This window comes from Daejeonella sp. H1SJ63, assembly GCF_029360775.1.
GTDB lineage: Bacteria > Bacteroidota > Bacteroidia > Sphingobacteriales > Sphingobacteriaceae > Daejeonella.
This window is the reverse complement of sequence record NZ_JARKMZ010000042.1, coordinates 65,856-86,887: the sequence shown is the minus strand read 5'-3', so window position 1 is coordinate 86,887 and position 21,032 is coordinate 65,856. Positions and strand designations below refer to the sequence as shown.

Sequence of the window (21,032 nt, the reverse complement as noted above, 5' to 3'; positions counted from 1 at the left end):
ATTTTTGATAAAATTATTAGCAATGGAAATCTATATTCTGGCAGCAACATCCCTCATACTCATCATGCTGTTCATATATCTCAGAACCAAAACCTTTGGAAACGGTATCTCTTTTAAAGATTTTGACCGGCTGAAACTTGAAAATGAACAATTGAAAATCAGTCTGGCCAAGACCGAAGAACGCGCTGTAAACTTTCGTTCGGAACTGGATAAGCTTAAAAACGAACTGGACTCAGAACGATTAAAACTTAGTGACACGATACGGGAACTGGAAAGTTCAAAATCCTATTTGAAAGCGCGTGAAGAAAAGATTGAAGAACAAAAAAAAGAGCTGCTGAACAATCAGGAAAAGTTCAATAAGGATTTCGAGCTCATTGCTGCACGTATTTTGGACGAAAAAACCAAAAAGTTTACCGAAGAGAACCGTAGCAACCTGGATATCATATTAAATCCGCTGAAAGAAAATATCAAGGCTTTTGAGGATAAGGTGGAGAAAGTTTATAAGGCTGAATCTGATGAAAGAAATATGCTGAAAGGCCATATTAATCAGCTTATTGAGCAATCAAAACTGATGAATGATGAAACTCAAAATCTGACCAGGGCACTAAAAGGAGACAATAAAAAGCAGGGCAACTGGGGTGAAATGATACTTGAGCGGATATTAGAACGGTCCGGACTGGTCAAAGACAGGGAATACAGGATTCAAACATCTCTTCAGTCTGCTGAAGGAAGCCGTTTTCAACCCGATGTGGTGATCGACCTGCCCGATGATAAACACCTGATAGTCGATTCCAAGGTCTCATTGGTAGCTTATGAACGTCTGGTTAACAGTGAATCTGAAGAAGAACGAGAGCTCTATACCAAACAGCATGTTAACTCCATCCGAAATCATATCAGTGAACTATCCTCAAAAAATTATTCAGAGCTCTATAAAATCAACTCTCCGGATTTTGTGATGCTCTTCATCCCGATTGAATCATCTTTCGGCATTGCTGTTCAAAAAGATTCTGAACTGTTCAATTATGCCTGGGATAAACAGGTAGTAATTGTTAGTCCGTCAACACTTCTTGCCACTCTGCGAACTATTGCAAGCATGTGGAAACAGGAAAGACAAAACAGAAATGTAATGGAAATTGCCCGATTAAGCGGAGAAATGTATGATAAGTTTATCGGTTTTATGAACGATATGGAAGGTATCGGCAAAAACATCAAACAAAGTCAGGATGCCTACGATAAAGCATTGAATAAGCTTTCAACCGGAAGAGGAAATCTCAGCATCACAGCAGAAAAGATCAAAAAATTAGGCGCCAGAACCGGTAAACAACTGGATCAAAAGTTCATAAACGAAGATGATCTTTGATCTGACTATTTTCCGGACTCAGGTAAAGGCTTAATGGAAAGAAACCAAAAAGCGGTTATTTACAATATTGTCCTGGATTTATTGATTTCTTTTCTAATAAACTTCCACATTGGAAATAAGCGGACAAGCCTTAGAGTCCAGTATATTCACTCTTATTTTTGAAGTATTTACCGGATCTGCTCTTAAAATGCGCTTATAACCTATTGTGGTAGCCTCTGCAAGCTTTTTCCACTGACCATCTTTCCAGATATCCACAGAAAAACTCTTTACCCTCTGACCCAGTTTAATGTATTCCTGTATTGAAACATATTTTACTCTTGTTTCTTTACCAAGATCTATTTCAAAACTTCCTGATTTACGGTTGTCATCAGTTGCCCAGTAGGTTTCTTTATTCCCATCGGTTATATTGGCCGGAGCGTACAATTTAGAATTTGCACGATATGAGTCAGCACTGACTTTCGACTTTTTTGCCAGGTTAAGAGCGAATTCAGTATCCAGAAGATTTTTATATCCTCGCAGCGAAGCTATGTCTTTCTCATGGAAAAGTCCGCGCTGATCCGGAGGGATATTCAATAGAAGGGTAGATCCCCGACCAACTGAAGTTAAATAGATCTCAAAGAGCTCCTCCGGAGTTTTTACCTTATCATCTTCTTTTGCATGGTAAAACCACCCGGGACGGATAGAAACATCCACTTCTGCAGGGACCCATTTATCGCCATCTATCGAACCCGTGTTCAGCAAATTCGTAATTCCGGGTTTACCGGCATGTAATGTATCTGTAGAAATAGTGTTCCAATTGGTTTCTCCTGCAATTCCCCGTTCGTTGCCTACCCACCTTACTCCGGGACCGGCATCACTGAAAAAGATCACATTGGGTTGGATTTTACTGACTACATCCAGTGTTTTAGGCCAGTCATAATATTTTGCAGAATTGATTTTTCTGACTTCTCTGGCACCTCCATAATATCCATCCCCGCCATTAGCACCATCAAACCACATTTCAAATACAGGACCGTAATTAGTGAACAGTTCCTTTAACTGATTTCTATAATATTCCAGATAGGCAGGTCTGCCGTATTCAGGATGATTTCTGTCCCATGGTGAAAGATAAACACCGAATTTCAGACCATATTTTCCTGCGGCGTCTGCCGCTTCTTTTACCAGATCTCCTTTCCCATTTTTGTATGGACTGTTTTTGATCGAGTGCTCCGTGTATTTACTTGGCCACAAACAAAAGCCATCGTGGTGCTTGGTGGTTAAAATCAGGGTTTTGAAACCTGTTTCTTTGAGGATTTTAGCCCATTGTCCGGCATCCGGGGATGTTGGGTTAAAAATAGATTCCTTTTCGTCGCCATAACCCCATTCCTGTCCGGTAAATGTATTGGTGGTAAAATGCACAAAGGCATTGGTTTCCATTTCATGCCAGAGCACCTGTTCAGCAGTAGGCAGGGGATAAACGGGTGCGGGAGCATCTTTTGATATATTCTGAGCTTTGGCACCTATAGCCAAAGCCAAAAAAACGATGAGTAACCTGGAATTCATGTGAAAATGAAAATATAAAATAAATATATGCTTTATTTTATATCGCCAGGAAAATGCTATTCCTGATTAACTTTCAAAGAATTCCAGCCCTGAGCTTTGATTGGATGAACAATTGCTGATTTAGAAATCATATTGCATCCGGCTGATGCCTCCGTAATATGCCCGATAACTGAAATATCGGGATTGAATTTTATCTTTTCGTAATCTGCCTGTTTAATTGTAAACAGAAGTTCATAATCTTCGCCACCGTTCAGGGCACAAACTGTTGGATCGAGACCAAAATCGCGTGCCGTTTGATAAGTCATGGGATCAATTGGTATCTTTTCTTCATATAGATTACAGCCTTTATCAGACTGCTTACAGATATGAAGAATCTCTGATGCCAAACCATCCGAAACATCGATCATTGATGTTGGCTTAACTTTCATTGATTTCAGCGCTTCAACAATGTCCTTTCTAGCTTCAGGCTTTAACTGACGCTCCACAATATAATCTTTACCCTCCAGATCAGGCTGAATATTAGGGTTTTCCAGAAAAATGCTCTTTTCTCTTTCAAGAAGCTGAAGACCGGTATAAGCACCCCCCAGATCGCCTGAAACACATAAAAGATCACCCTCTCCGGCACCATTACGGTAACAAATATCTTTTTCATCGGCATAACCAATACTGGTTACACTGATTACCAATCCCTGTTTGGATGAAGTAGTATCGCCTCCAACCAGATCAATTCCATACTTTTCACAAGCTATGCCTATTCCCTGATACAATTCTTCAATTGCCTCCAGTGGAAATTTGCTCGATAAGCCGATGGAAACAGTGATCTGACTGGCAGTACCGTTCATTGCATAAATATCGCTGAGATTAACCTGAACAGCTTTATAGCCCAAATGTTTGAGGGGAGTATAGGCTAGATCAAAATGAATACCTTCCAGTAAAAGATCAGTAGAAATCAAGGTTCGCTTTCCATCAAAATTCAAGACAGCAGCATCATCACCAATGCCTTTTAAAGTACTTTTATTACTGATCGTGAAATGCTTTGTGAGATGATCAATGAGTCCGAATTCGCCCAGTTGTTCAATTTCTGTACGTCCCTTATTTTCAAACATAGTTTACCTTTTAAAATACAAAGGTGCTAATTTTAAAGGAAGTGTTAATCAGATCAGGGTAATTTGTAAAGCCGTTTCATTTTTTCATATTCAGCTTTGGGCACCTGAACCAGAACGGGATTTTTCTTTTTATCCAGAAAAGCAATAAGTTTCAGAATATCTTCCTCTTTCATTGCTGTACATCCTGCAGTAGGGCTGCTGCTTCCGCTCCAGATATGCATAAAAATACAGGAACCCATGCCCGGAATGCTGGGATTTACATTATAATCTACAAATATCCCATATTTATAGACATCGCTTTTCATGCGCATGGTTTCAGCCGAATTCCAGTCCTTTTTAACAGTATCTGTTTTAACAATACGATTATAATAGGCCGACTTGCTGTCATCCACACAAAAAGTACGATCATCAACTTTCAAAGATTTCATCTTTGCAGATATATCCTGATAGCCAAATAATCCGCTGAGTGTATAAATACCTGCCGGAGCATTTCCATCACCCTCTTTTTTCAATTTTCCTGTATTGAGTTTAGCATCATGTAAACCTTTACCCCAGGCCATTCCGCTTCTGCCGGTAACGATTGGAATATTTAATAAAACAGGCTTCCATGCATCAGCTGTGTACTCGTAAACACTCATTTTACCTTCAATCTTATTCCAGGAATCAGAAGTTACTACGATCAATTGCTCTGTTTTAAACTTAGTTTTTAAATCGGCAGGCTGATCAAAGAAAACACCAAAAAGTATGGAAACTATTAAAGTGATCATCATGTTATTAAATGGCATTTTTTAACCAGTGCTTACCCTCAGTAAATCGGGTAATGAGCATTGCAGAAACCGTATCACCTGTAGCATTAAGAAGGGTAGCCATCGGATCAACCAAAGTTCCGATGATCATAACAACAGGAAGCATCTCCACAGGAAAATTATAAACTGTCATGATCATAATTTCTGCAATATAACCTCCGTTCGGAATTCCTCCTTCTACCGTACTCAGGATAACTGTAATACCCAAAGCAATTAAAATAGTTGTGGGTTCAGTAAAATCCTTACCCATTATTGCAAAAACTGCTGCAATCTTAATAATAGCCGAAATGCTTGATCCATCCTTATGAAGCGGTGCACCTAAAGGAATTACCAGACTTGAAATATGTTCGGGTATTTTCATTGCCCTTGCAGCTGTAAGATTTGCCGGAACTGTTGCAATACTGCTGCAGGTACTTAATGCAGTAAGGGATGGTATGATATTATTTTTCCAATAGATCCTGATACCCGGAACCCCTCCGGCTAAAAATGCATAAAGACTAAAGAAAACAATAAAATAAAATAAAGCTAATCCGTAATAAATTGCCATTGAATGGGCATAGGTTCCAAATAATTGAGGACCAAACACACCAATCTGATATGCAAAATAAGCACCTAAACCTATTGGTGCTATTTTCATGATCAGAATCAGAAATTGCTTCATTACTTCATCGCCGGCTATCAGAAATTTTTTAAACGGGCCCGCAATTTCTCCTCCACGGGATGTTGCAAAACCCATCAGTAATGAAAAAATAATGAAAGCAAGCATACTTTTACGTGAAAGAAGCTCATAAAACTCATTTACTGTAAGCAAACTTGTTGCCTGCTCAGCAAAACTTTGAGTATGCATATCTTCCACTGCCTTTACAGTGGTTTCAATGGTTTGTGGAAGAGGAAATAACCAGACTGTAAAAACTGTTAATAAAGCTGAAATAAATACCGTTCCTACAAAAACAAGCAGCGTAATAAACATTACTTTTCCCATTTTTCTTCCTTTATCCATATTGGCTACTGACGAAGAAATTGCGAAAAATATAAGCGGAATTACTGCTGTAAAAAGGAGATTTAGAAATATATCTCCAAGAGGTTTAAGTACCTCTACTTTTTTACCTAAAATTAATCCCAAAACAGTTCCGGTAATAATACCTATCAGCAATTGTATTATACTGCTGTAGTTCTTTAAAAATCCGGATTTCTGTTCATTCATAAATTATAATCCAAACTGAGCAGAGATTTCAAGCATTCTTTCAATTGGTCTTTGTGCCTTCAAAATAATATCCATTGGAACAGTTACTTCAGGAAGTTCATTTTTAATACATAAATACAATTTCTCTAAAGTATTTCTTTTCATATGCGGACAGTCATTGCATGCACAGGCATTATTTGGAGGAGCCGGAATAAATACCTTTTCAGGACTTGCCTTTTCCATCTGATGAATAATTCCGCTTTCAGTTGCTACAATAAATTCCCTGGCAGAATTAGTCATGGTATATTTCAACATACCAGTAGTAGAACCTATATAATCAGCCATCTGCAATACATGCTCTTCACATTCAGGATGAGCTATAAATTTAGCTTCTGGATGCCGGTTCTTAAGTTTCGTAATCTTTTCACGCGAAAAGATTTCATGAACCATACAGGCACCATTCCAAAGAACAAGATCCCTTCCTGTTTTCTCAGCTACAAAAGCCCCTAAATTTCTATCCGGACCAAATATGATCTTCTGATCTTTTGGTAAACTCTCTACTATTTTTACAGCATTTGCAGATGTGCAAACTATATCACTCATTGCTTTCAATTCTGCTGTACAGTTTACATAAGTAATTACAATATGATCAGGATACTTCTCCCTAAATTTGCTGAATAATTTCGGCGGACAACTATCTGAAAGTGAGCATCCTGCTTTTAAATCAGGTAATAATACCTTTTTTGCAGGCGACAAAATCTTAGCTGTTTCTGCCATAAAGTGCACACCGGCAAACACAATAACATCAGCATTTGTTTTTGCTGCTTCCTGAGATAAACCAAGACTATCACCAATATAATCTGCAATATCCTGTATATCAGATTCCTGATAATAATGAGCAAGAATTACAGCATTTTTTTCCTTTTTTAAACGCCTTATTTCGCTATATAAATCGAGTGTCGGATCAATCGGCTCATCGATAAAACCTTTAATATTTAATTCTTCTAAGGTATTCATTTATCAACTGTTCAATAAATACAATTTATTATTTAAGTAATATTCTTATTGTTTATTAGTGTGTTGGTATTGTTAGAAATTAAGTACAATTTTTATCTGTTAAATTGTTTTTAATTATTTATCAACATATTATAAACACAAATTATCTATTATCATATTGATAATTAAGCTATTTAATTATCAATATATTTTTTTCAAATCTTATATGTGTATTTTTTCCTTGTATGTAAAACGTGGATTACTACAGTTTTAATGCTTAAAACTTCTTCAAAAATAAGTTAAATTCAGGGTAATTGAAGTATTTATGAGTCTGTTTGTAAATTATTCAACTACTATTAGCAGTAAATTAACATCTTTGAGAGGGTTATTAACATGATATTTGAATAGTCATATTTAAAACATTATTTCGATGAGGAATGTTGATTTTCTGGTAATTGGGTCTGGTATAGCCGGATTAAGTTTTGCACTTAAAGCTGCTCAATACGGTAAGGTTCTGATTGTTACGAAAGCAAATGAGGATGAATCAAATACTAAATATGCTCAGGGTGGTGTAGCCGTAGTTGTTGATAAAGTTGAAGATTCGTTTGATAAGCACATTAAAGATACTCTTATTGCTGGTGATGGACTTTGTGATAAGCATATTGTTGAGATTGTAGTTACTGAAGGTCCGGCAAGAATTGATGAAATTATTGAATATGGAACTCATTTTGATAAGACGAGGGAGGGAATTTTTGATCTCGCAAAAGAAGGCGGACATTCTGAAAGCCGGGTACTTCATTATAAGGATATTACCGGTTTTGAGATAGAGAGGGCTTTGCTTGAGCAGGTTCACCATAATCATAATATCGAATTACTGACACATTATTTTGCTGTTGAATTGATCACTCAGCATCACATTGGTCAATTAGTTGACAAACGATCTGCTGATATTGAATGTTATGGAATTTATGCATTAAACACTGCTACTAATAAGGTTGAGAAGTTCCTTTCAAAAGTTACTTTAATGGCTTCTGGTGGCGCTGGTCATATTTATTCAGCTACTACTAATCCGGTTATAGCAACAGGTGATGGTATAGCGATGGCTTACCGTGCAAAAGCTAAGGTTAGAAATATGGAATTTATCCAGTTTCATCCAACTGCATTGTATAATCCCGGTGAATATCCATCATTTTTAATTTCTGAAGCTGTTCGTGGTTTTGGGGGTATTTTAAAAACGAGATCAGGTGAGGAATTTATGCAAAATTATGATGAGCGTAAATCTCTTGCTCCGCGTGATATTGTTGCCAGGGCGATTGATGCTGAAATGAAGAAATCAGGTGATGATTTTGTTTTTCTTGATATCCGGCATCGTTCAAAATCAGATATACTTGCTCATTTTCCAAATATCTATGCCAAATGTTTAAGTATAGGTATCGATATGTGCAAAGATTTAATTCCTGTTACTCCGGCTGCACATTATATGTGCGGGGGTATCCTGGTTGATGAATATGGTCAATCATCAATTCATCGTTTATATGCTTGTGGCGAATGTTCATCAACGGGTTTGCATGGTGCTAACCGATTGGCATCCAATTCATTACTTGAAGCTCCTGTTTTTGCTCACAGAATCTTCGAGCATGTAATTTCCCGGTTTAAGCATAATGTAATCCCTGATAATATTACTGAATGGGATGAAACTGATACTAAACTCTCTGATGAGGATATTTTAGTAACTCATAATTTACGGGAGGTTCAGAAGGTAATGAGTGATTATGTTGGCATTGTCCGTTCAGATTTCAGACTTGAAAGAGCACTGCGCAGACTTGGTCTTTTATATGAAGAAACAGAGAGTTTTTACAAGGAAACCAAACTTTCTGTTAAATTGTGTGAGTTGAGAAATGTTATACAAAATGCTTATTTAGTTATTAAATCAGCAATGATGCGTAAAGAGAGCAGGGGCCTGCATTATACAACCGACTATAAGGTTCATGCTCAGGAGCCTCACGACACTGTATTTTAATTAAGAAATTATGCCATTAATATTACCTGTAAAAGGAATTTCGCCCGTAATTGGCGAGAATTGTTTTCTTGCTGAAAATTCAACAATAGTTGGAGAAGTTACCATGGGAGCAAATTGCTCTGTTTGGTTCAATGCTGTTGTCAGGGGAGATGTAAATTATATCAGAATTGGTAATAATACCAATATCCAGGATGGGGCAGTTATTCATTGTACATATCAAAAGGCAGGAACAACTATAGGCAATAATGTTTCTATAGGTCATAATGCATTGGTTCATGGTTGTATTTTAAAAGACCATGTACTAATTGGTATGGGGGCAATAGTAATGGATAATGCAGTGGTTGAGGAGTTCTGTATTATCGCAGCAGGGGCAATTGTTCTTGAAAATACAATCTGTGAAGCGGGGTATTTATATGCCGGTATACCAGCCCGTAAGATAAAACCAGTTACTGAAGCTCAAAGAGCTCTTTTAAAACAGCTTCCGGAGAATTATAAAATGTATTCAGGCTGGTTTAATCCGGAAAAGGAATAGTAACCGTTTCTTCCAGATCCCAGTTAGGCCTAAGGGCAATAATCTTTTCAAATGTCCAGCTTTTTTCTGGCTGGGCTTTTGATTTTATATTTCCTGTATCCCATTTTCCGTTGCTGTTTTCATCATAAATAACCCTGACTAAATATTTGGCTGTAGGGTAACGGGTGTAGTTTAATATTGTATTTTTTCTTATCTGATCCTGCCTTTTGACTTCATTTTTTTCTCCGAGCCACTGAATGATATATGTTTTGCTTGTATCAGGGACGGTTAATTTTATGGATATGCTACCGTAATTTTCTTCAGTATCTAATTCAAACTTTCTGTTGTACAGTTTCGATTTGTTATTTACTATATCTGTGAAGGCGTTCTCTTTTAAGCTTAGTATATATTGTTTTTTTAATTTCCATGGATACCTGATCAGATAATTTCTTTGATTTTCAGGGCTTTTAACTATCTGAAGTCCCTTAACCTGAACTGAATCTTCAAGCAGAGTTATCAGACTTTCCTGTATACTTTGAATAGGGGCAGAGAATCTTACTGTAAGGTCTGAACCGGGTTTTAATTTAGTTCCGGTAAGGTTATCTATTATGGTTAATGACTTGGTGTAGGTGTCTCTTTTGTTTCTTCTCAGTATAATTGTATCCAGACTTTGTTTGTCTGAATTTACCTGTACTTTTAATGAGTCGAAAGTAATTTCAGGAAGCCAGATTGTAGCAGAATCTAAAGTATTGCTGAATTCAACAGTTTTGTTTGTGTTTAATTCTGCAGGATCCAGAAATTTGATCTCAGGCTTTACGATAGATTTATTGAATATCATACTTATTTTTCCGTCAGGATCAATTTTTCGGTCGGTTACCATAAATGTACCTGGTACTTCTTTGAATAGCCTGAGAGTCAGATCAGCAGTATCCTTGTTTAGTTTCAGCGGTTCTGTGACGAACCCTATTTCTTCGTTGTAATTGTTATAGATTCTATCTCCTCCGCCCTGTTCGTTAAGCGCGTATATTCTGTAAGTATCCTCTCTTAAGTTTGATAATTTGAAATTGCCTGAAGTATCAGTGCTTGTATAGAAACTGGCTTTCTTTTTTCCAAACAAAGAGTCCTGACTTAGCGGCAAAATGAAAACGGTAACATCTTTAACTTTTTCTTTTGTTAAAGCATTTATAATTTTTCCTGATATTGATAAAGAATCGATCTCATTACCGGTTGAAAATACATAAGTATAATTCTTCAGGATGTTGCTTTCGTTTACATCGGCTATAGCTTTGCCAAAGTTTATGGTATAAGTTGTATTTTTTTCTAACTCCTTTTCAAACTCTATTGTTAGTAATTCTTTTTTAGCTTTAAAAAGGGGAGGGTAATCAAGAGCCGGTGAAATGCTTATTTCTGTAAACTCATTTGAAAGTTTAATGAATTCATCAAATTCGATTTCAATTTTTTTGCTTACAAAATTTCTGTTAAGATTTTTCGGAAATTCTTTTACAATGGCCGGTTGGATTGTATCTCTTGGTCCGCCGGTTGGCGATTGAACACTGGCGCAACTGTTGAATAGTGTAATCGAAGAAATTACAGCAAAAAAAATCGGTAAAAATATATGGTTTTTAAATTTTGGCATTTTTAAGCCCTCTGGTAAATTTAAGCCTGTTTTTAAATAAAATGATTGTCGGCATATAAAAAGTTGCTTATATCTCATTATTTAAAGTCCACATTTTATATCATTAACATCTTGATTATCAATATGTTAATGTTCATCTGCTCATGTGTACCATTAAAACTGATATATCAGATGGTGAGACGCCGGAAATTCGTGAAGCCTGACCTAAAGTTCTTGGTTTTATTTTCATGAGTTTTTCTCTTGCTTCTTTTGAAAGAGATACGAGTCCAAGATAGTTGAAATCAGGATTTATAATATGGTCTTCCATTCGTTTCATTTTATCTACGATTTCAATTTCTTTTTCAAAATAACTTTCATACTTAACTTTAATTTCGGCCTGTTCTATTGTTTCAGGGTTATAGTTATTAAGCAGTTCGTTAAATGTGTTATCTGCTTTTCTCAGATCACTTAAGTTTATCTGTGGTCTGGTGATCAGCGAAAAGAGTCTGACATTTTGGTTTATTCCGGGAGTTCCCTTTTCTTCAAGTATTTCGTTCACAGCTTTAGGTGCAACCGATGTTGTTTTTAAGTAGGATACTATTTCGTCTGCATTTTTTACTTTTTGATTTACGCGTTCAAGTCGTTTATCATTTATTAAGCCAAGTTCATGGCCGATTGGACTTAAGCGAATATCTGCATTATCCTGACGAAGCAATAAACGATGCTCCGCCCTGGATGTAAACATTCGATAGGGCTCTTCGGTTCCTTTTGTAACCAAATCATCAATCAGTACACCTATGTATGATTCTGATCTTTTCAGGACCAGCTCGTCTTTTTCTTTAATTTTCTGGTGTGCATTTATTCCTGCGATGAATCCCTGACAGGCCGCTTCTTCATATCCCGTAGTTCCATTAATTTGTCCGGCGAAATAAAGATTCTGAATCTTTTTGGTTTCCAGTGTAAGATTTAATTGAGTTGGCGGGAAAAAATCGTATTCAATAGCATACCCCGGTCTGAACATTTTAGCTTTTTCAAATCCAGGGATTTGTGTTAGTGCTCTGTACTGTACATCTTCCGGGAGAGAGGTTGAAAATCCGTTTACATAAATTTCTACAGTGTTCCAGCCCTCCGGTTCTACAAAGATCTGATGTCTTTCACGTTCGGCAAATCTGTTTATTTTATCTTCAATGGATGGGCAATACCTTGGTCCCAGGCCTTTTATCCTGCCTGTAAACATAGGTGATTTTTCAAAACCTTCTTTCAGGGTTTCATGTACTTCTGTATTTGTATAAGTAATCCAGCAGCATCTTTGTTCAGTTGGAAGTTCAACATCAGTGTAGGAAAATCTTCCTCTTGATTCATCACCCCATTGCTCCTCCATTTTGGAATAATTCAAAGATCTCCCGTCTACCCTTGGTGGGGTTCCTGTTTTCATTCTCCCGGCTTCAAAGCCTAATTCTACCAGTTGTTCAGTTATTCCTGTAGCTGATTTTTCACCTGTTCTTCCTCCTCCGAATTTCTTTTCGCCGATATGAATGATTCCATTCAGGAATGTTCCGTTAGTTAAGACAACTGCATCAGATTTTATTTTGATTCCAAGTGATGTCCTTACTCCGCATACTTTATCGTTCTCAACCAGAAGTGATGTAACGGTATCTTGCCAGAAATCTACATTTGGAGTTTTTTCAAGCATTAGCCTCCATTCCTCAGCGAAGCGCATTCTATCTATTTGCGCTCTTGGGCTCCACATGGCGGGCCCCTTGGAACTGTTCAACATTCTGAATTGAATAGTTGTTTTGTCTGATATTATTCCTGAATAGCCACCAAGTGCATCTATCTCACGCACGATCTGCCCTTTTGCAACTCCGCCCATTGCCGGATTACAACTCATCTGAGCTATAGTTCCCATGTTCATTGTAATTAATAATACTTTTGAACCGAGGTTTGCGGCTGCCGCGGCTGCTTCGCAACCTGCATGGCCTGCACCAACTACTATTATATCGTATTTCTCAAACATTTTATTTAATGTTCCACGTGGAACAACCTTTTTTTACAAAATTACTCATTACTTAATTAATAATTGTTTCACGTGGAACACGCTTAACAAAATCAGTAAGTATGCCGCTAAAAGTATACTTACTCTGCTTGTTGCAATGATATCTGACAGACTCATTGTATTCTTATTTTAATTCTGATAATTCCAGCCAGCGCAAAGTCATTTCATCAACCCCATCTTTCAGATTTTTGATTTCTCCTGAAATTTCAGATAATCTGGTATGATCAGTTATTCCTGAATTAAGCTCTTTGGTTAAAACAAGTATCTTTTCTTCCTGTTCGCTGATTTTAATTTCCAGGGTCTCATACTCTTTTTCTTCCTTAAAGCTTAACTTTCTTTTTACTGAGGCAGTCCCGGGTTTCTTTACTTCCGGGTCAGACTTTTCTTTTGAAGTCTTTTTGGGTTCTTCCTGTTCCAGTCTGTAATCTGTATAGTTGCCATTATAAATCTGCACCTTTCCTTCCCCCTCAAATATGAAAAGCTGATCAGTAAGACGATCAATTAAATATCTGTCGTGAGATACCAGCATTAATATACCCGGAAAATTGAGCAAAAAGTCTTCAAGTACATTAAGCGTGTCGATATCAAGATCGTTGGTTGGCTCATCCAGTATCAGGTAGTTCGGATTTTTCATCAGAACCCTCATTAATTGCAAACGCTTCTTTTCGCCCCCGCTTAACTTGTTTACCATGCCGTATTGCTTGGCAGGAGGGAAGAGGAAGTGAGTTAAAACCTGACTGGCTGTAAGGTTCTTTCCATCTGCCATAGTGATATATTCCGCAATATTTTTTACTACGTCGATTACGCGTTCGTCTTCTTTAAATTCCAGTCCGCCCTGACGGTAATAGCCAAATACTGTAGTTTCACCCACATTCACATGCCCGCTATCTGGTTTAATTACTCCGGTAATGATATTCAGTAAGGTTGATTTTCCGGTTCCATTCCTGCCTGCAACACCAATTCTGTCTCCCTTTTTAAATATGTAGGAGAAGTTATTGATGATAGCTTTTCCATTGAATGATTTACTGATATGATCGAGTTCCAGAATCTTGTTACCTTGTCTGGATACATTGACACTTAATTCCAGATTTGACTTAATATTACGACCTTTTGTTTTTTCTTCAAGATCGTAGAAAGCATCAATTCTTGATTTGGATTTTGTTGTTCTGGCTTTAGGTTGTCTGCGCATCCATTCCAGTTCTTTCTTAAGGAGATTGGTATTTTTACTGAATGCAGCGTCTTCAGCTGCTTCCATTTCGGCTTTTCTTTCCAGATAATAACTGTAATTGCCATTAAAATTCTGAAGTTTACCACGGTCAAGTTCAATAATTCTGGATGATACATTATCCAGAAAATATCTGTCATGAGTAACCAATAATATCGTTTTATGTCCTCCGGTCAGATAGCTCTCAAGCCATTCGATGGTTTCTATATCAAGGTGGTTCGTTGGTTCGTCGAGGATGTAAACATCCGGATCATCGATCAGTAATTTAGCTAAAGCCAGGCGTTTTCTTTGTCCGCCGGATAAAGTGCTGATCTTTTGTTCCAGATTATGTACACCCATTCTCCCAAGAATAGTTTTGATCTCATATTCGTATTCCCAGGCGTTTGCATTGCTTAACTCATCCATCAACCTGTTAAGCAATTTTTCATCATGAACTTCCTGATTTACAGCTTCTTCGTATTTTCTGATCAGTTGCTGTCTCTCATTTCCAATGGAGTAAATAAAGTCTGATATGGTATTTTGATTCTGAAACTGCGGGTCTTGTTCCAGATAACCAATCCTCAGATCGCGTTCAGTTACTACCTTGCCAATAGAAGGTGCAAGAAGGCCCGAAAGGATTCTCAGGAAAGTTGATTTTCCGGTTCCGTTTATTCCAACAAGAGCAACGCGGTCGCCTTTTTCGAGACCGAAATAAATGTCTTTGAAAAGCCAGTTATCATTAAATGAATGTCCTAATTGTTCCGTAGATAATATGCTCACGATAGATTCTGTATTTGTATGGAAGGGTATATAAATGTTCCTTTAAGATCTTTTAAGGATTGTTTTAACATTGTTTTTGCAACAGTTTTGGCTTTAATACTTTTGTATTTTTTTAAGGGTCCGATAAGTAAAGGATCAATAATAACCGAAAGTATATTCATGATTATCTCTGCAGGTCTTTTTTCTCGTCTTTCACCTTTAAGAAATGATGGCTGGTAAATATGAAGAGAAGGAACACCGGATGATTTTAGACTATTTTCCAGTTCGCCTTTAAGTTTTAAATAGGAGTTTGATGAGGCTGCATCTGCACCTATTGATGTAACAATATGAAATTGTTTAAGCCCCTTATTCATTCCGATATGAAGCATTTTTAAAGGATATTCCAGATCTATCTTTCTGTATAGATTTGCATCGGGTGTTTTTCCTGTGGTTGTACCAAGGCAGCTGAATATAATGTCGGCTTTTAGTTCCTCAGCATGGGAATCAAGATCATCAAAGTTCAGGATCAGCTCTCTGATCTTAGGATCGGAAATTCCTGATGCGCTTCGTGCTACAAGCAGGATATCAGAAATTTCATCGGAGCTGCGAAGCTCAGACAGCAAACAACTGCCAATAAGTCCGCTACCACCAACCAATATGACTTTATATGACATTAACTTCAGCTAAATAATCAGCAAAGGTACGCATATTAGGTTTGGAATTAATATTGTATGTTTAAACATATATTTAAATTATCAATATGAAACCATCATGATTTTGGTAAAACCCACAGGGGGATGACTATCGGATCTTGATTGCCATGCCTGACGGCATGCAGGCCTGCCTGCTGTAGGCAGGCCTGTCTACCGGCAGGTAGATTCATCATTATTAAAAAACGAAAAAATAAACAGATGAAAAAGATCATTCACCGCGCAGCAGACCGCGGAATTCAGGATCATGGCTGGCTGAAAGCTGCACATTCTTTCAGTTTTGCAAATTATTTTGACCCGGCAAAAACACATTTCGGTTTGTTAAGAGTACTTAATGATGATATTATAGCACCAGGGATGGGTTTTGGGACTCATGGGCATGATAATATGGAGATCGTTACAATTCCTTTGAAAGGTGCGCTGGCCCATAAAGACAGCCTTGGATCTATAGGTAATATTACTGCAGGCGAGGTTCAGATCATGTCTGCAGGTAAAGGGATACAGCACTCTGAATTTAATGGTTCATCAACGCAGCCTGTAAATCTGCTTCAAATTTGGGTATTTCCTAAAGAGAGGAATATTCAACCCCGCTATGATCAGATGAAATACGACATAAATTCAAATCAAAATACCTTTCTTACACTTGTCTCTCCAAAAGCAGCTCCTGGTGTAATGTGGATTAATCAGGATGCATTTTTCAGCATAGGGAAGTTTGATGCAGGAAGGGAAGCTAATTACACTATTCAGAATCCGGGAAACGGTGCTTATGTGTTTATGATTGAGGGTTCTGCAAAAATCGATGGTGCACTGCTTCTAAAAAGAGATGCAATTGGCGTTTATGATACTGAAAGTTTTGAAATTGAAATTATGGAGAACTCACAGGTTCTGATTATAGAAGTTCCAATGCAATAAATCAGAAAGCTCTTCGTGACAGATAAAGATTCTCTTTTTCTGTCATAAGAGCTTTTGCAGCTTTTCCTTTATCCGGGTAACCCAACAGGTGTAGTGTACCATGAATCATAACCCTGTGCAGCTCATCATCTTCTTTCACCTTAAAGATGCCGGCATTTTCACGAACACGCTCAATGCTGATAAATATATCGCCTGCAATAACTGATTTTTTATCACTGTTATCAAAAGTGATGATATCTGTGAGAGTATCGTGGTTAAGATATTGCTGATTTATTCCTAAAAGATAGGCATCACTGCAAAAAATAAAATTCAGTTCTCTGAGCTTATGTCCTTCAGCAATAATGGTATTGCGAATCCATTTTCGAATGAAAATTTTTTGTTTTAAAGTAAAATCAATGTCTTCAGAAAAGAAATGAATGGCTAAGCTGCTCATTAAATTTTAAAATGTAGTTCAAGCTCGTTACCCTTAGAGTTGAAAATACATTGGTCGGCAAGCTTTTTAATGATGAAAACACCTCTTCCGGTTAGATTTTCAATATTCTCAGGTGCAGTTGGATCAGGTAGATTATTGAAATTAAAGCCTTCACCTTCATCTGATATTGTGAAGATAAGTCGCTTATTTTCAATTACTTCAAGATTTATATATACCTTTTTCTCAGGATTTTGTCTGTTTCCGTGAACAATTCCATTAATAACTGCTTCGCTCAGACAAGTAAGTACATTAGCATAGATCTCGTCACTAAATCCGTACTTGGCACTAAGCTCGTCGATGAAATTTTCGACAATAGTAATACTTTCAATTTTTGAAGGCAATTGAATAGTATACAATGAAGTATTATCCGAATATTCTGTCTGATTGATCATTTATTGCCCGAATTTAAATATTTAAAATAATCTCCCACCTTTATTTTGTAAAATGTATTCAGAGACGGGGATACAGTTTTAAGCAAATCAATTTCTTTTTGCTTAATTTTTTGATATTCCTGCAATAATAGAGAATTTACAGGTGGTAATTGGTTTGCTTCTTTACTTTCTCTAAGTTCATCCTGTTCGCGTTCACGTTCAGCCTTTTCAGCTTCAAGTAATTTACTTAGAATTTCTTTCTGTCGTACTAAAGTTTCCTGCTGTATTTTTTTGTTTACGAGATCAGTTTCAGTTTGTTCCATCTCTTTCATCAATTTATCGAGATTTCCCAAGCCACCTTTTCCGCTTTTGTTCTCCAACCGGTTAATTTCCTGCATGGCTTGTCTGATCATCTGCTGCTCTCTTGCCATTTTTGTCAATTGCTCGCTCATGGCCCGATTTCGGCTTCCCTGCTGTCCTGAACCTTGTTTGCCTTGCTTTTGCATTTCTTCCCGGGCTTTTTGCATGTTTTGATTTAATTGTTCCTGCATTTTACTGAGTTGTGAAAGACTTTGCTTCTTTTTACTCTTTCCTCCGGTTTTGGAATTTTGCTGAGCCTTTTGTAATTGCTCCAATGCTTCATTCAGCATCAAAGCCAGATTGTTAATTGAAGTCATTGCAAACTGCTGGTTTCGATTAGCTTCAGCAGTTCTTCGCTCGCCCAGACTTTCAATGGCTTTATTAACATTGTGGTTAATTATTTGAATTTCTTTGTTTACAACAGACTGTATCTGAGGAATCCTTTTACTAAGGGAATACAAACTATCTTCAATCATCTTCAGATTGATCTGAATATCTTTTTGTTTCTGTGTCTGCAGCACATATCCGGGATCGTTTATATTTATTGAACGGATCGTTTGCATTGTTTTTTCCTGCTCAAATGAACTGAATAATAAATTGTCGAGTATCTCCCTTAACTCTTTGGCATTCACGTCATTTTCTTTTTCTTCAGCCTCCTGCTGCATATTTTCAAGCTTTTTTGAAAGCTGTTCCATCTGAGAAGCAGCTTTCTTTTGGTTTTCTGCAGCTTTCTTTATCTCTTTTTTGCTGAGGTTTTCAGAAATCTGTTCCTGTTGCTGTTCAATCTGTTCCTGTTCTTTTTCGGGATTTTTGAAATCGTTTTTCTGCTCAAGATCATTGTTTTTTTCTTCGAGCTTGTTCAGTTGCTCCTGCAGTTCTTTAAACTCATTATTGAGTTTATTTTGTTCTTGCTTCAATTGCTGATTATCAGTATCCTTTTCCAGTGTTTTATCAGAAAGTTCTTTCTGCTCGCTTGCCAGTTTATTGAGCTTTTCAATTGTCTCAGTTAGTTTTTGTTCGAATTCAAGTTGTTTGTAAAGCTCTAAAATTCTGTCCAGTTCCTTTTGCAGGGATTTATTGTCCATCTGCATTTTTGAAAGTTCGTCCTGTGTAAGGTTCTTATTATTCTTTTCGAGCAATTTTTCGATGTTTTTCAGGATCTCACGTGTTTTTTCGTCCAGAACATTATTGAAGAGCTCTCCGATTTGTTTTTGCTTTTCCAAAATTTTCTCATTCTGCTCACTGTTTTCCTGCAATTCAACAATATTCTGTTTGTTTTCCTTTTGAATCTCCTTTACCAGATTTTCCAGTTCTGTTTGTTTTTGGAGCAGATTTTCCAGGCGCTTTTTCTCATCATAAGAAAGCGCTTTGTTTTCAAGCAGATCCTGATTTAAACGTTTTGTTTCTTTTTCAAGTTTAGTGGCTTCCTTAATGGCAGATTCCATTTTTTCTTTAAGCTGCCTGGCATTTTCCTCTAACTGTCTGCTGATTTCCTTTTCAGAAGGAAGTTTAAAAGTTTTTACGTTCGATTTCACAGCCTTAGGGCCATTAACGCCGTCATTATCAAATACCTCAAAATAATATTCAATTTGATCTCCCGGTAACGCTCCGGCTTCTGCTGCATTCCAGACATGGTAAAAATTGCTCTGCAGATCATTTTTGTCGAATTGAACACCTTTATTTTGCGTCTTTTCTTTATTTCCTGAATCAGCTGACAGTATTCTGTAATTAAAATTGAGTTTGGTGAATCCATGATCATCATTCACCTGACCAATAAAATAAAGCAGTTTTGCATTTACTGAGTCCGGACGTTCAGAAACTTCGATCAAAGGAAGCAGATCGGGTATTACTTTAATCTGGTAGGTAAATGATTCGGATGACCTGACCTCTTTATTTATTGGTTTCACCGTGTAGCTCAGATCTTTTTTTGCCCGATGAGAAAAGCTGAACAGGTTTTCTTCTGATTCAGCGATCAGAAAGGACTTATTCTCAAGCTTAACATCCAGTTGCTCGCTGTTATCAGCTCTGAACTTCCATGTTATTGAAGAACCCTCAGGAATCACTAAATCGCCGGTGTTTTCAAGTTTTTCATTGCTTTTATTCAGATAGGGGGGATAGTTAATGAAAACATCAAAATTAAGCAGTGATGGTTTGGGTTTAACTTCTATCAGATAATCTTCAGAACTGAATTCACCAGCAATAAGGCGTATTTTCTTGTTTTTTTGCAAGTTTTTGAAGCTGTAACTGAATCTGACAATATTTTCTTTATCAAGTTTGTAGGTATTGGGTCCGTCTTCAAGATATAATTCAGAGGGGATCTCATTGCCGTTTAATTTTACTTTTAACTCAAAATCACTTCCCTGTACGGCAATAAGATTGTTGTTGAGTATCTCAAAAGTAAAAGGTGCTTTTTTAACAAAATTACGGTTGTGATAGATCAGCCTCTCGGTACTTTCACTTAAAATAGATGGGGAAGCAAAAAATATAAAAATAATAATCGCCAGTGGAGCCACTGCATATTTAAGGTATTTGCGGTTATTGCCTATATGGATGGCTGAGCTGAATGGAATTGGTCTGAGTTCGGCAACTTTCTGATTGATACCGGCCTCAATTAATGTTCTTTGATCAGGGTTTAGTTCAGAAAGCTGTTTTAGTTGAATCGCGTTTAGCAGCTTATCTTTTACATGACTGAAATGCTGTCCTATTATTGTTGCGGCTTGTTCATGACTAATTGTTTTTCCGAGTTTGTAATAAGAAAGCAGGGGGATAGTGATATAGTTTATTAAAACAAAAAGATTTCCGCCTATAAAAGCATAGAAAAGGAAACTTCTAATAACCTGATCAAAATGACCCCAGTATTCAGCAATGGCAATGATGATATAGGCAGCAAAAAGAGAACTAATCATAAAAATACCACCCTTAACAATTTTGTTCAGGTAATATTTACGGATAAAGCCGTCAATCTTATTTATCAGGTAGACGTAGTTTGCTTCTGACCCCCTCATGTTTTCTAATCACGTCAATTATAAACATGAATTTAGCGAAATTA

The 21,032-nt window shown here is 37.0% G+C and carries 16 protein-coding genes; 4 read left to right on the top strand and 12 right to left on the bottom strand.

Annotated elements, in window-relative coordinates; genetic code table 11:
• Positions 1-22 precede the first annotated feature (22 nt).
• Positions 23-1,360 (top strand): DNA recombination protein RmuC, encoded by a 1,338-nt coding sequence (locus P2W72_RS15235; RefSeq protein ID WP_276364368.1) that lies wholly within the window; start codon positions 23-25, stop codon positions 1,358-1,360.
• 93 nt (positions 1,361-1,453) lie between these two features.
• Here P2W72_RS15235 and P2W72_RS15230 read toward each other — a convergent pair whose 3' ends face one another.
• The 5 genes from P2W72_RS15230 to nadA are packed head-to-tail and all read right to left on the bottom strand — an operon-like array spanning position 1,454 to position 7,014.
• Positions 1,454-2,902 (bottom strand): alpha-L-fucosidase, encoded by a 1,449-nt coding sequence (locus P2W72_RS15230; RefSeq protein WP_276364367.1) that lies wholly within the window; start codon positions 2,900-2,902, stop codon positions 1,454-1,456.
• Positions 2,903-2,958: 56 nt separating this feature from the next.
• Positions 2,959-4,008: a thiamine-phosphate kinase gene (gene thiL / locus P2W72_RS15225; RefSeq protein ID WP_276364366.1), complete on the bottom strand. Its 1,050-nt coding sequence runs from the start codon at positions 4,006-4,008 to the stop codon at positions 2,959-2,961.
• Between the two features lie 53 nt (positions 4,009-4,061).
• Entirely contained in the window at positions 4,062-4,778 is a 717-nt protein-coding gene (locus tag P2W72_RS15220) for a L,D-transpeptidase family protein (RefSeq protein ID WP_276364364.1), read from the bottom strand.
• Positions 4,779-4,782: 4 nt separating this feature from the next.
• Complete coding sequence (locus P2W72_RS15215; RefSeq protein ID WP_276364360.1) at positions 4,783-6,018, bottom strand: dicarboxylate/amino acid:cation symporter; 1,236 nt, start codon at positions 6,016-6,018, stop codon at positions 4,783-4,785.
• A gap of 3 nt (positions 6,019-6,021) precedes the next feature.
• Entirely contained in the window at positions 6,022-7,014 is a 993-nt protein-coding gene (gene nadA / locus P2W72_RS15210; RefSeq protein ID WP_276364357.1) for a quinolinate synthase NadA, read from the bottom strand.
• Between the two features lie 409 nt (positions 7,015-7,423).
• Here nadA and nadB point away from each other — a divergent pair, with 409 nt between their 5' ends.
• Together nadB and P2W72_RS15200 are read left to right on the top strand one after the other, a co-directional pair.
• Positions 7,424-9,013 (top strand): L-aspartate oxidase, encoded by a 1,590-nt coding sequence (nadB, locus tag P2W72_RS15205; RefSeq protein ID WP_276364354.1) that lies wholly within the window; start codon positions 7,424-7,426, stop codon positions 9,011-9,013.
• A 10-nt stretch (positions 9,014-9,023) separates the two neighbouring features.
• Positions 9,024-9,545: a gamma carbonic anhydrase family protein gene (locus P2W72_RS15200; RefSeq protein ID WP_276364352.1), complete on the top strand. Its 522-nt coding sequence runs from the start codon at positions 9,024-9,026 to the stop codon at positions 9,543-9,545.
• On the opposite strand, the gene P2W72_RS15195 is transcribed toward P2W72_RS15200, so the two are convergent.
• The 4 genes from P2W72_RS15195 to P2W72_RS15180 all read right to left on the bottom strand — a co-directional run bounded on the left by P2W72_RS15195 (position 9,526) and on the right by P2W72_RS15180 (position 15,832).
• A complete protein-coding gene (locus P2W72_RS15195) occupies positions 9,526-11,160 on the bottom strand; it encodes an Ig-like domain-containing domain (RefSeq protein WP_276364350.1) in 1,635 nt (544 codons plus the stop codon). The genes P2W72_RS15200 and P2W72_RS15195 overlap by 20 nt on opposite strands.
• A 133-nt stretch (positions 11,161-11,293) precedes the next feature.
• Positions 11,294-13,156, bottom strand: a complete 1,863-nt coding sequence (gene mnmG / locus P2W72_RS15190; RefSeq protein ID WP_276364348.1) for a tRNA uridine-5-carboxymethylaminomethyl(34) synthesis enzyme MnmG — start codon at positions 13,154-13,156, stop codon at positions 11,294-11,296.
• A 163-nt stretch (positions 13,157-13,319) separates the two neighbouring features.
• Entirely contained in the window at positions 13,320-15,179 is a 1,860-nt protein-coding gene (locus P2W72_RS15185; RefSeq protein ID WP_276364346.1) for an ABC-F family ATP-binding cassette domain-containing protein, read from the bottom strand.
• Entirely contained in the window at positions 15,176-15,832 is a 657-nt protein-coding gene (locus tag P2W72_RS15180; protein ID WP_276364343.1) for a nucleoside-diphosphate sugar epimerase, read from the bottom strand. Before P2W72_RS15180 ends, P2W72_RS15185 begins: the two co-directional genes overlap by 4 nt.
• A 237-nt stretch (positions 15,833-16,069) precedes the next feature.
• On the opposite strand from P2W72_RS15180, the gene P2W72_RS15175 reads away from it, so the two are divergent.
• A complete protein-coding gene (locus P2W72_RS15175) occupies positions 16,070-16,780 on the top strand; it encodes a pirin family protein (protein WP_276364340.1) in 711 nt (236 codons plus the stop codon).
• Between the two features lies 1 nt (position 16,781).
• Here the strand turns inward: P2W72_RS15175 and ybeY are convergent, their stop codons facing one another.
• The 3 genes from ybeY to P2W72_RS15160 are packed head-to-tail and all read right to left on the bottom strand — an operon-like array spanning position 16,782 to position 20,988.
• Entirely contained in the window at positions 16,782-17,213 is a 432-nt protein-coding gene (ybeY, locus tag P2W72_RS15170) for an rRNA maturation RNase YbeY (protein WP_276364337.1), read from the bottom strand.
• Positions 17,213-17,644, bottom strand: coding sequence for an ATP-binding protein (locus P2W72_RS15165; RefSeq protein ID WP_276364334.1), 432 nt, complete (start codon positions 17,642-17,644; stop codon positions 17,213-17,215). The genes ybeY and P2W72_RS15165 overlap by 1 nt, the downstream gene beginning before the upstream one ends.
• Positions 17,641-20,988, bottom strand: a complete 3,348-nt coding sequence (locus tag P2W72_RS15160) for a DUF4175 family protein (RefSeq protein WP_276364331.1) — start codon at positions 20,986-20,988, stop codon at positions 17,641-17,643. Before P2W72_RS15160 ends, P2W72_RS15165 begins: the two co-directional genes overlap by 4 nt.
• Positions 20,989-21,032: the final 44 nt, after the last annotated feature.

Excerpts from the sequence above, each read along its gene's own strand:
- P2W72_RS15235 (WP_276364368.1), top strand. The coding sequence starts at position 23 with ATGGAAATCTATATTCTGGCAGCAACATCCCTCATACTCATCATGCTG.
- P2W72_RS15230 (WP_276364367.1), bottom strand. The coding sequence starts at position 2,902 with ATGAATTCCAGGTTACTCATCGTTTTTTTGGCTTTGGCTATAGGTGCC.
- thiL (WP_276364366.1), bottom strand. The coding sequence starts at position 4,008 with ATGTTTGAAAATAAGGGACGTACAGAAATTGAACAACTGGGCGAATTC.
- P2W72_RS15220 (WP_276364364.1), bottom strand. The coding sequence starts at position 4,778 with ATGATGATCACTTTAATAGTTTCCATACTTTTTGGTGTTTTCTTTGAT.
- P2W72_RS15215 (WP_276364360.1), bottom strand. The coding sequence starts at position 6,018 with ATGAATGAACAGAAATCCGGATTTTTAAAGAACTACAGCAGTATAATA.
- nadA (WP_276364357.1), bottom strand. The coding sequence starts at position 7,014 with ATGAATACCTTAGAAGAATTAAATATTAAAGGTTTTATCGATGAGCCG.
- nadB (WP_276364354.1), top strand. The coding sequence starts at position 7,424 with ATGAGGAATGTTGATTTTCTGGTAATTGGGTCTGGTATAGCCGGATTA.
- P2W72_RS15200 (WP_276364352.1), top strand. The coding sequence starts at position 9,024 with ATGCCATTAATATTACCTGTAAAAGGAATTTCGCCCGTAATTGGCGAG.
- P2W72_RS15195 (WP_276364350.1), bottom strand. The coding sequence starts at position 11,160 with ATGCCAAAATTTAAAAACCATATATTTTTACCGATTTTTTTTGCTGTA.
- mnmG (WP_276364348.1), bottom strand. The coding sequence starts at position 13,156 with ATGTTTGAGAAATACGATATAATAGTAGTTGGTGCAGGCCATGCAGGT.
- P2W72_RS15180 (WP_276364343.1), bottom strand. The coding sequence starts at position 15,832 with ATGTCATATAAAGTCATATTGGTTGGTGGTAGCGGACTTATTGGCAGT.
- P2W72_RS15175 (WP_276364340.1), top strand. The coding sequence starts at position 16,070 with ATGAAAAAGATCATTCACCGCGCAGCAGACCGCGGAATTCAGGATCAT.
- ybeY (WP_276364337.1), bottom strand. The coding sequence starts at position 17,213 with ATGAGCAGCTTAGCCATTCATTTCTTTTCTGAAGACATTGATTTTACT.
- P2W72_RS15165 (WP_276364334.1), bottom strand. The coding sequence starts at position 17,644 with ATGATCAATCAGACAGAATATTCGGATAATACTTCATTGTATACTATT.
- P2W72_RS15160 (WP_276364331.1), bottom strand. The coding sequence starts at position 20,988 with ATGAGGGGGTCAGAAGCAAACTACGTCTACCTGATAAATAAGATTGAC.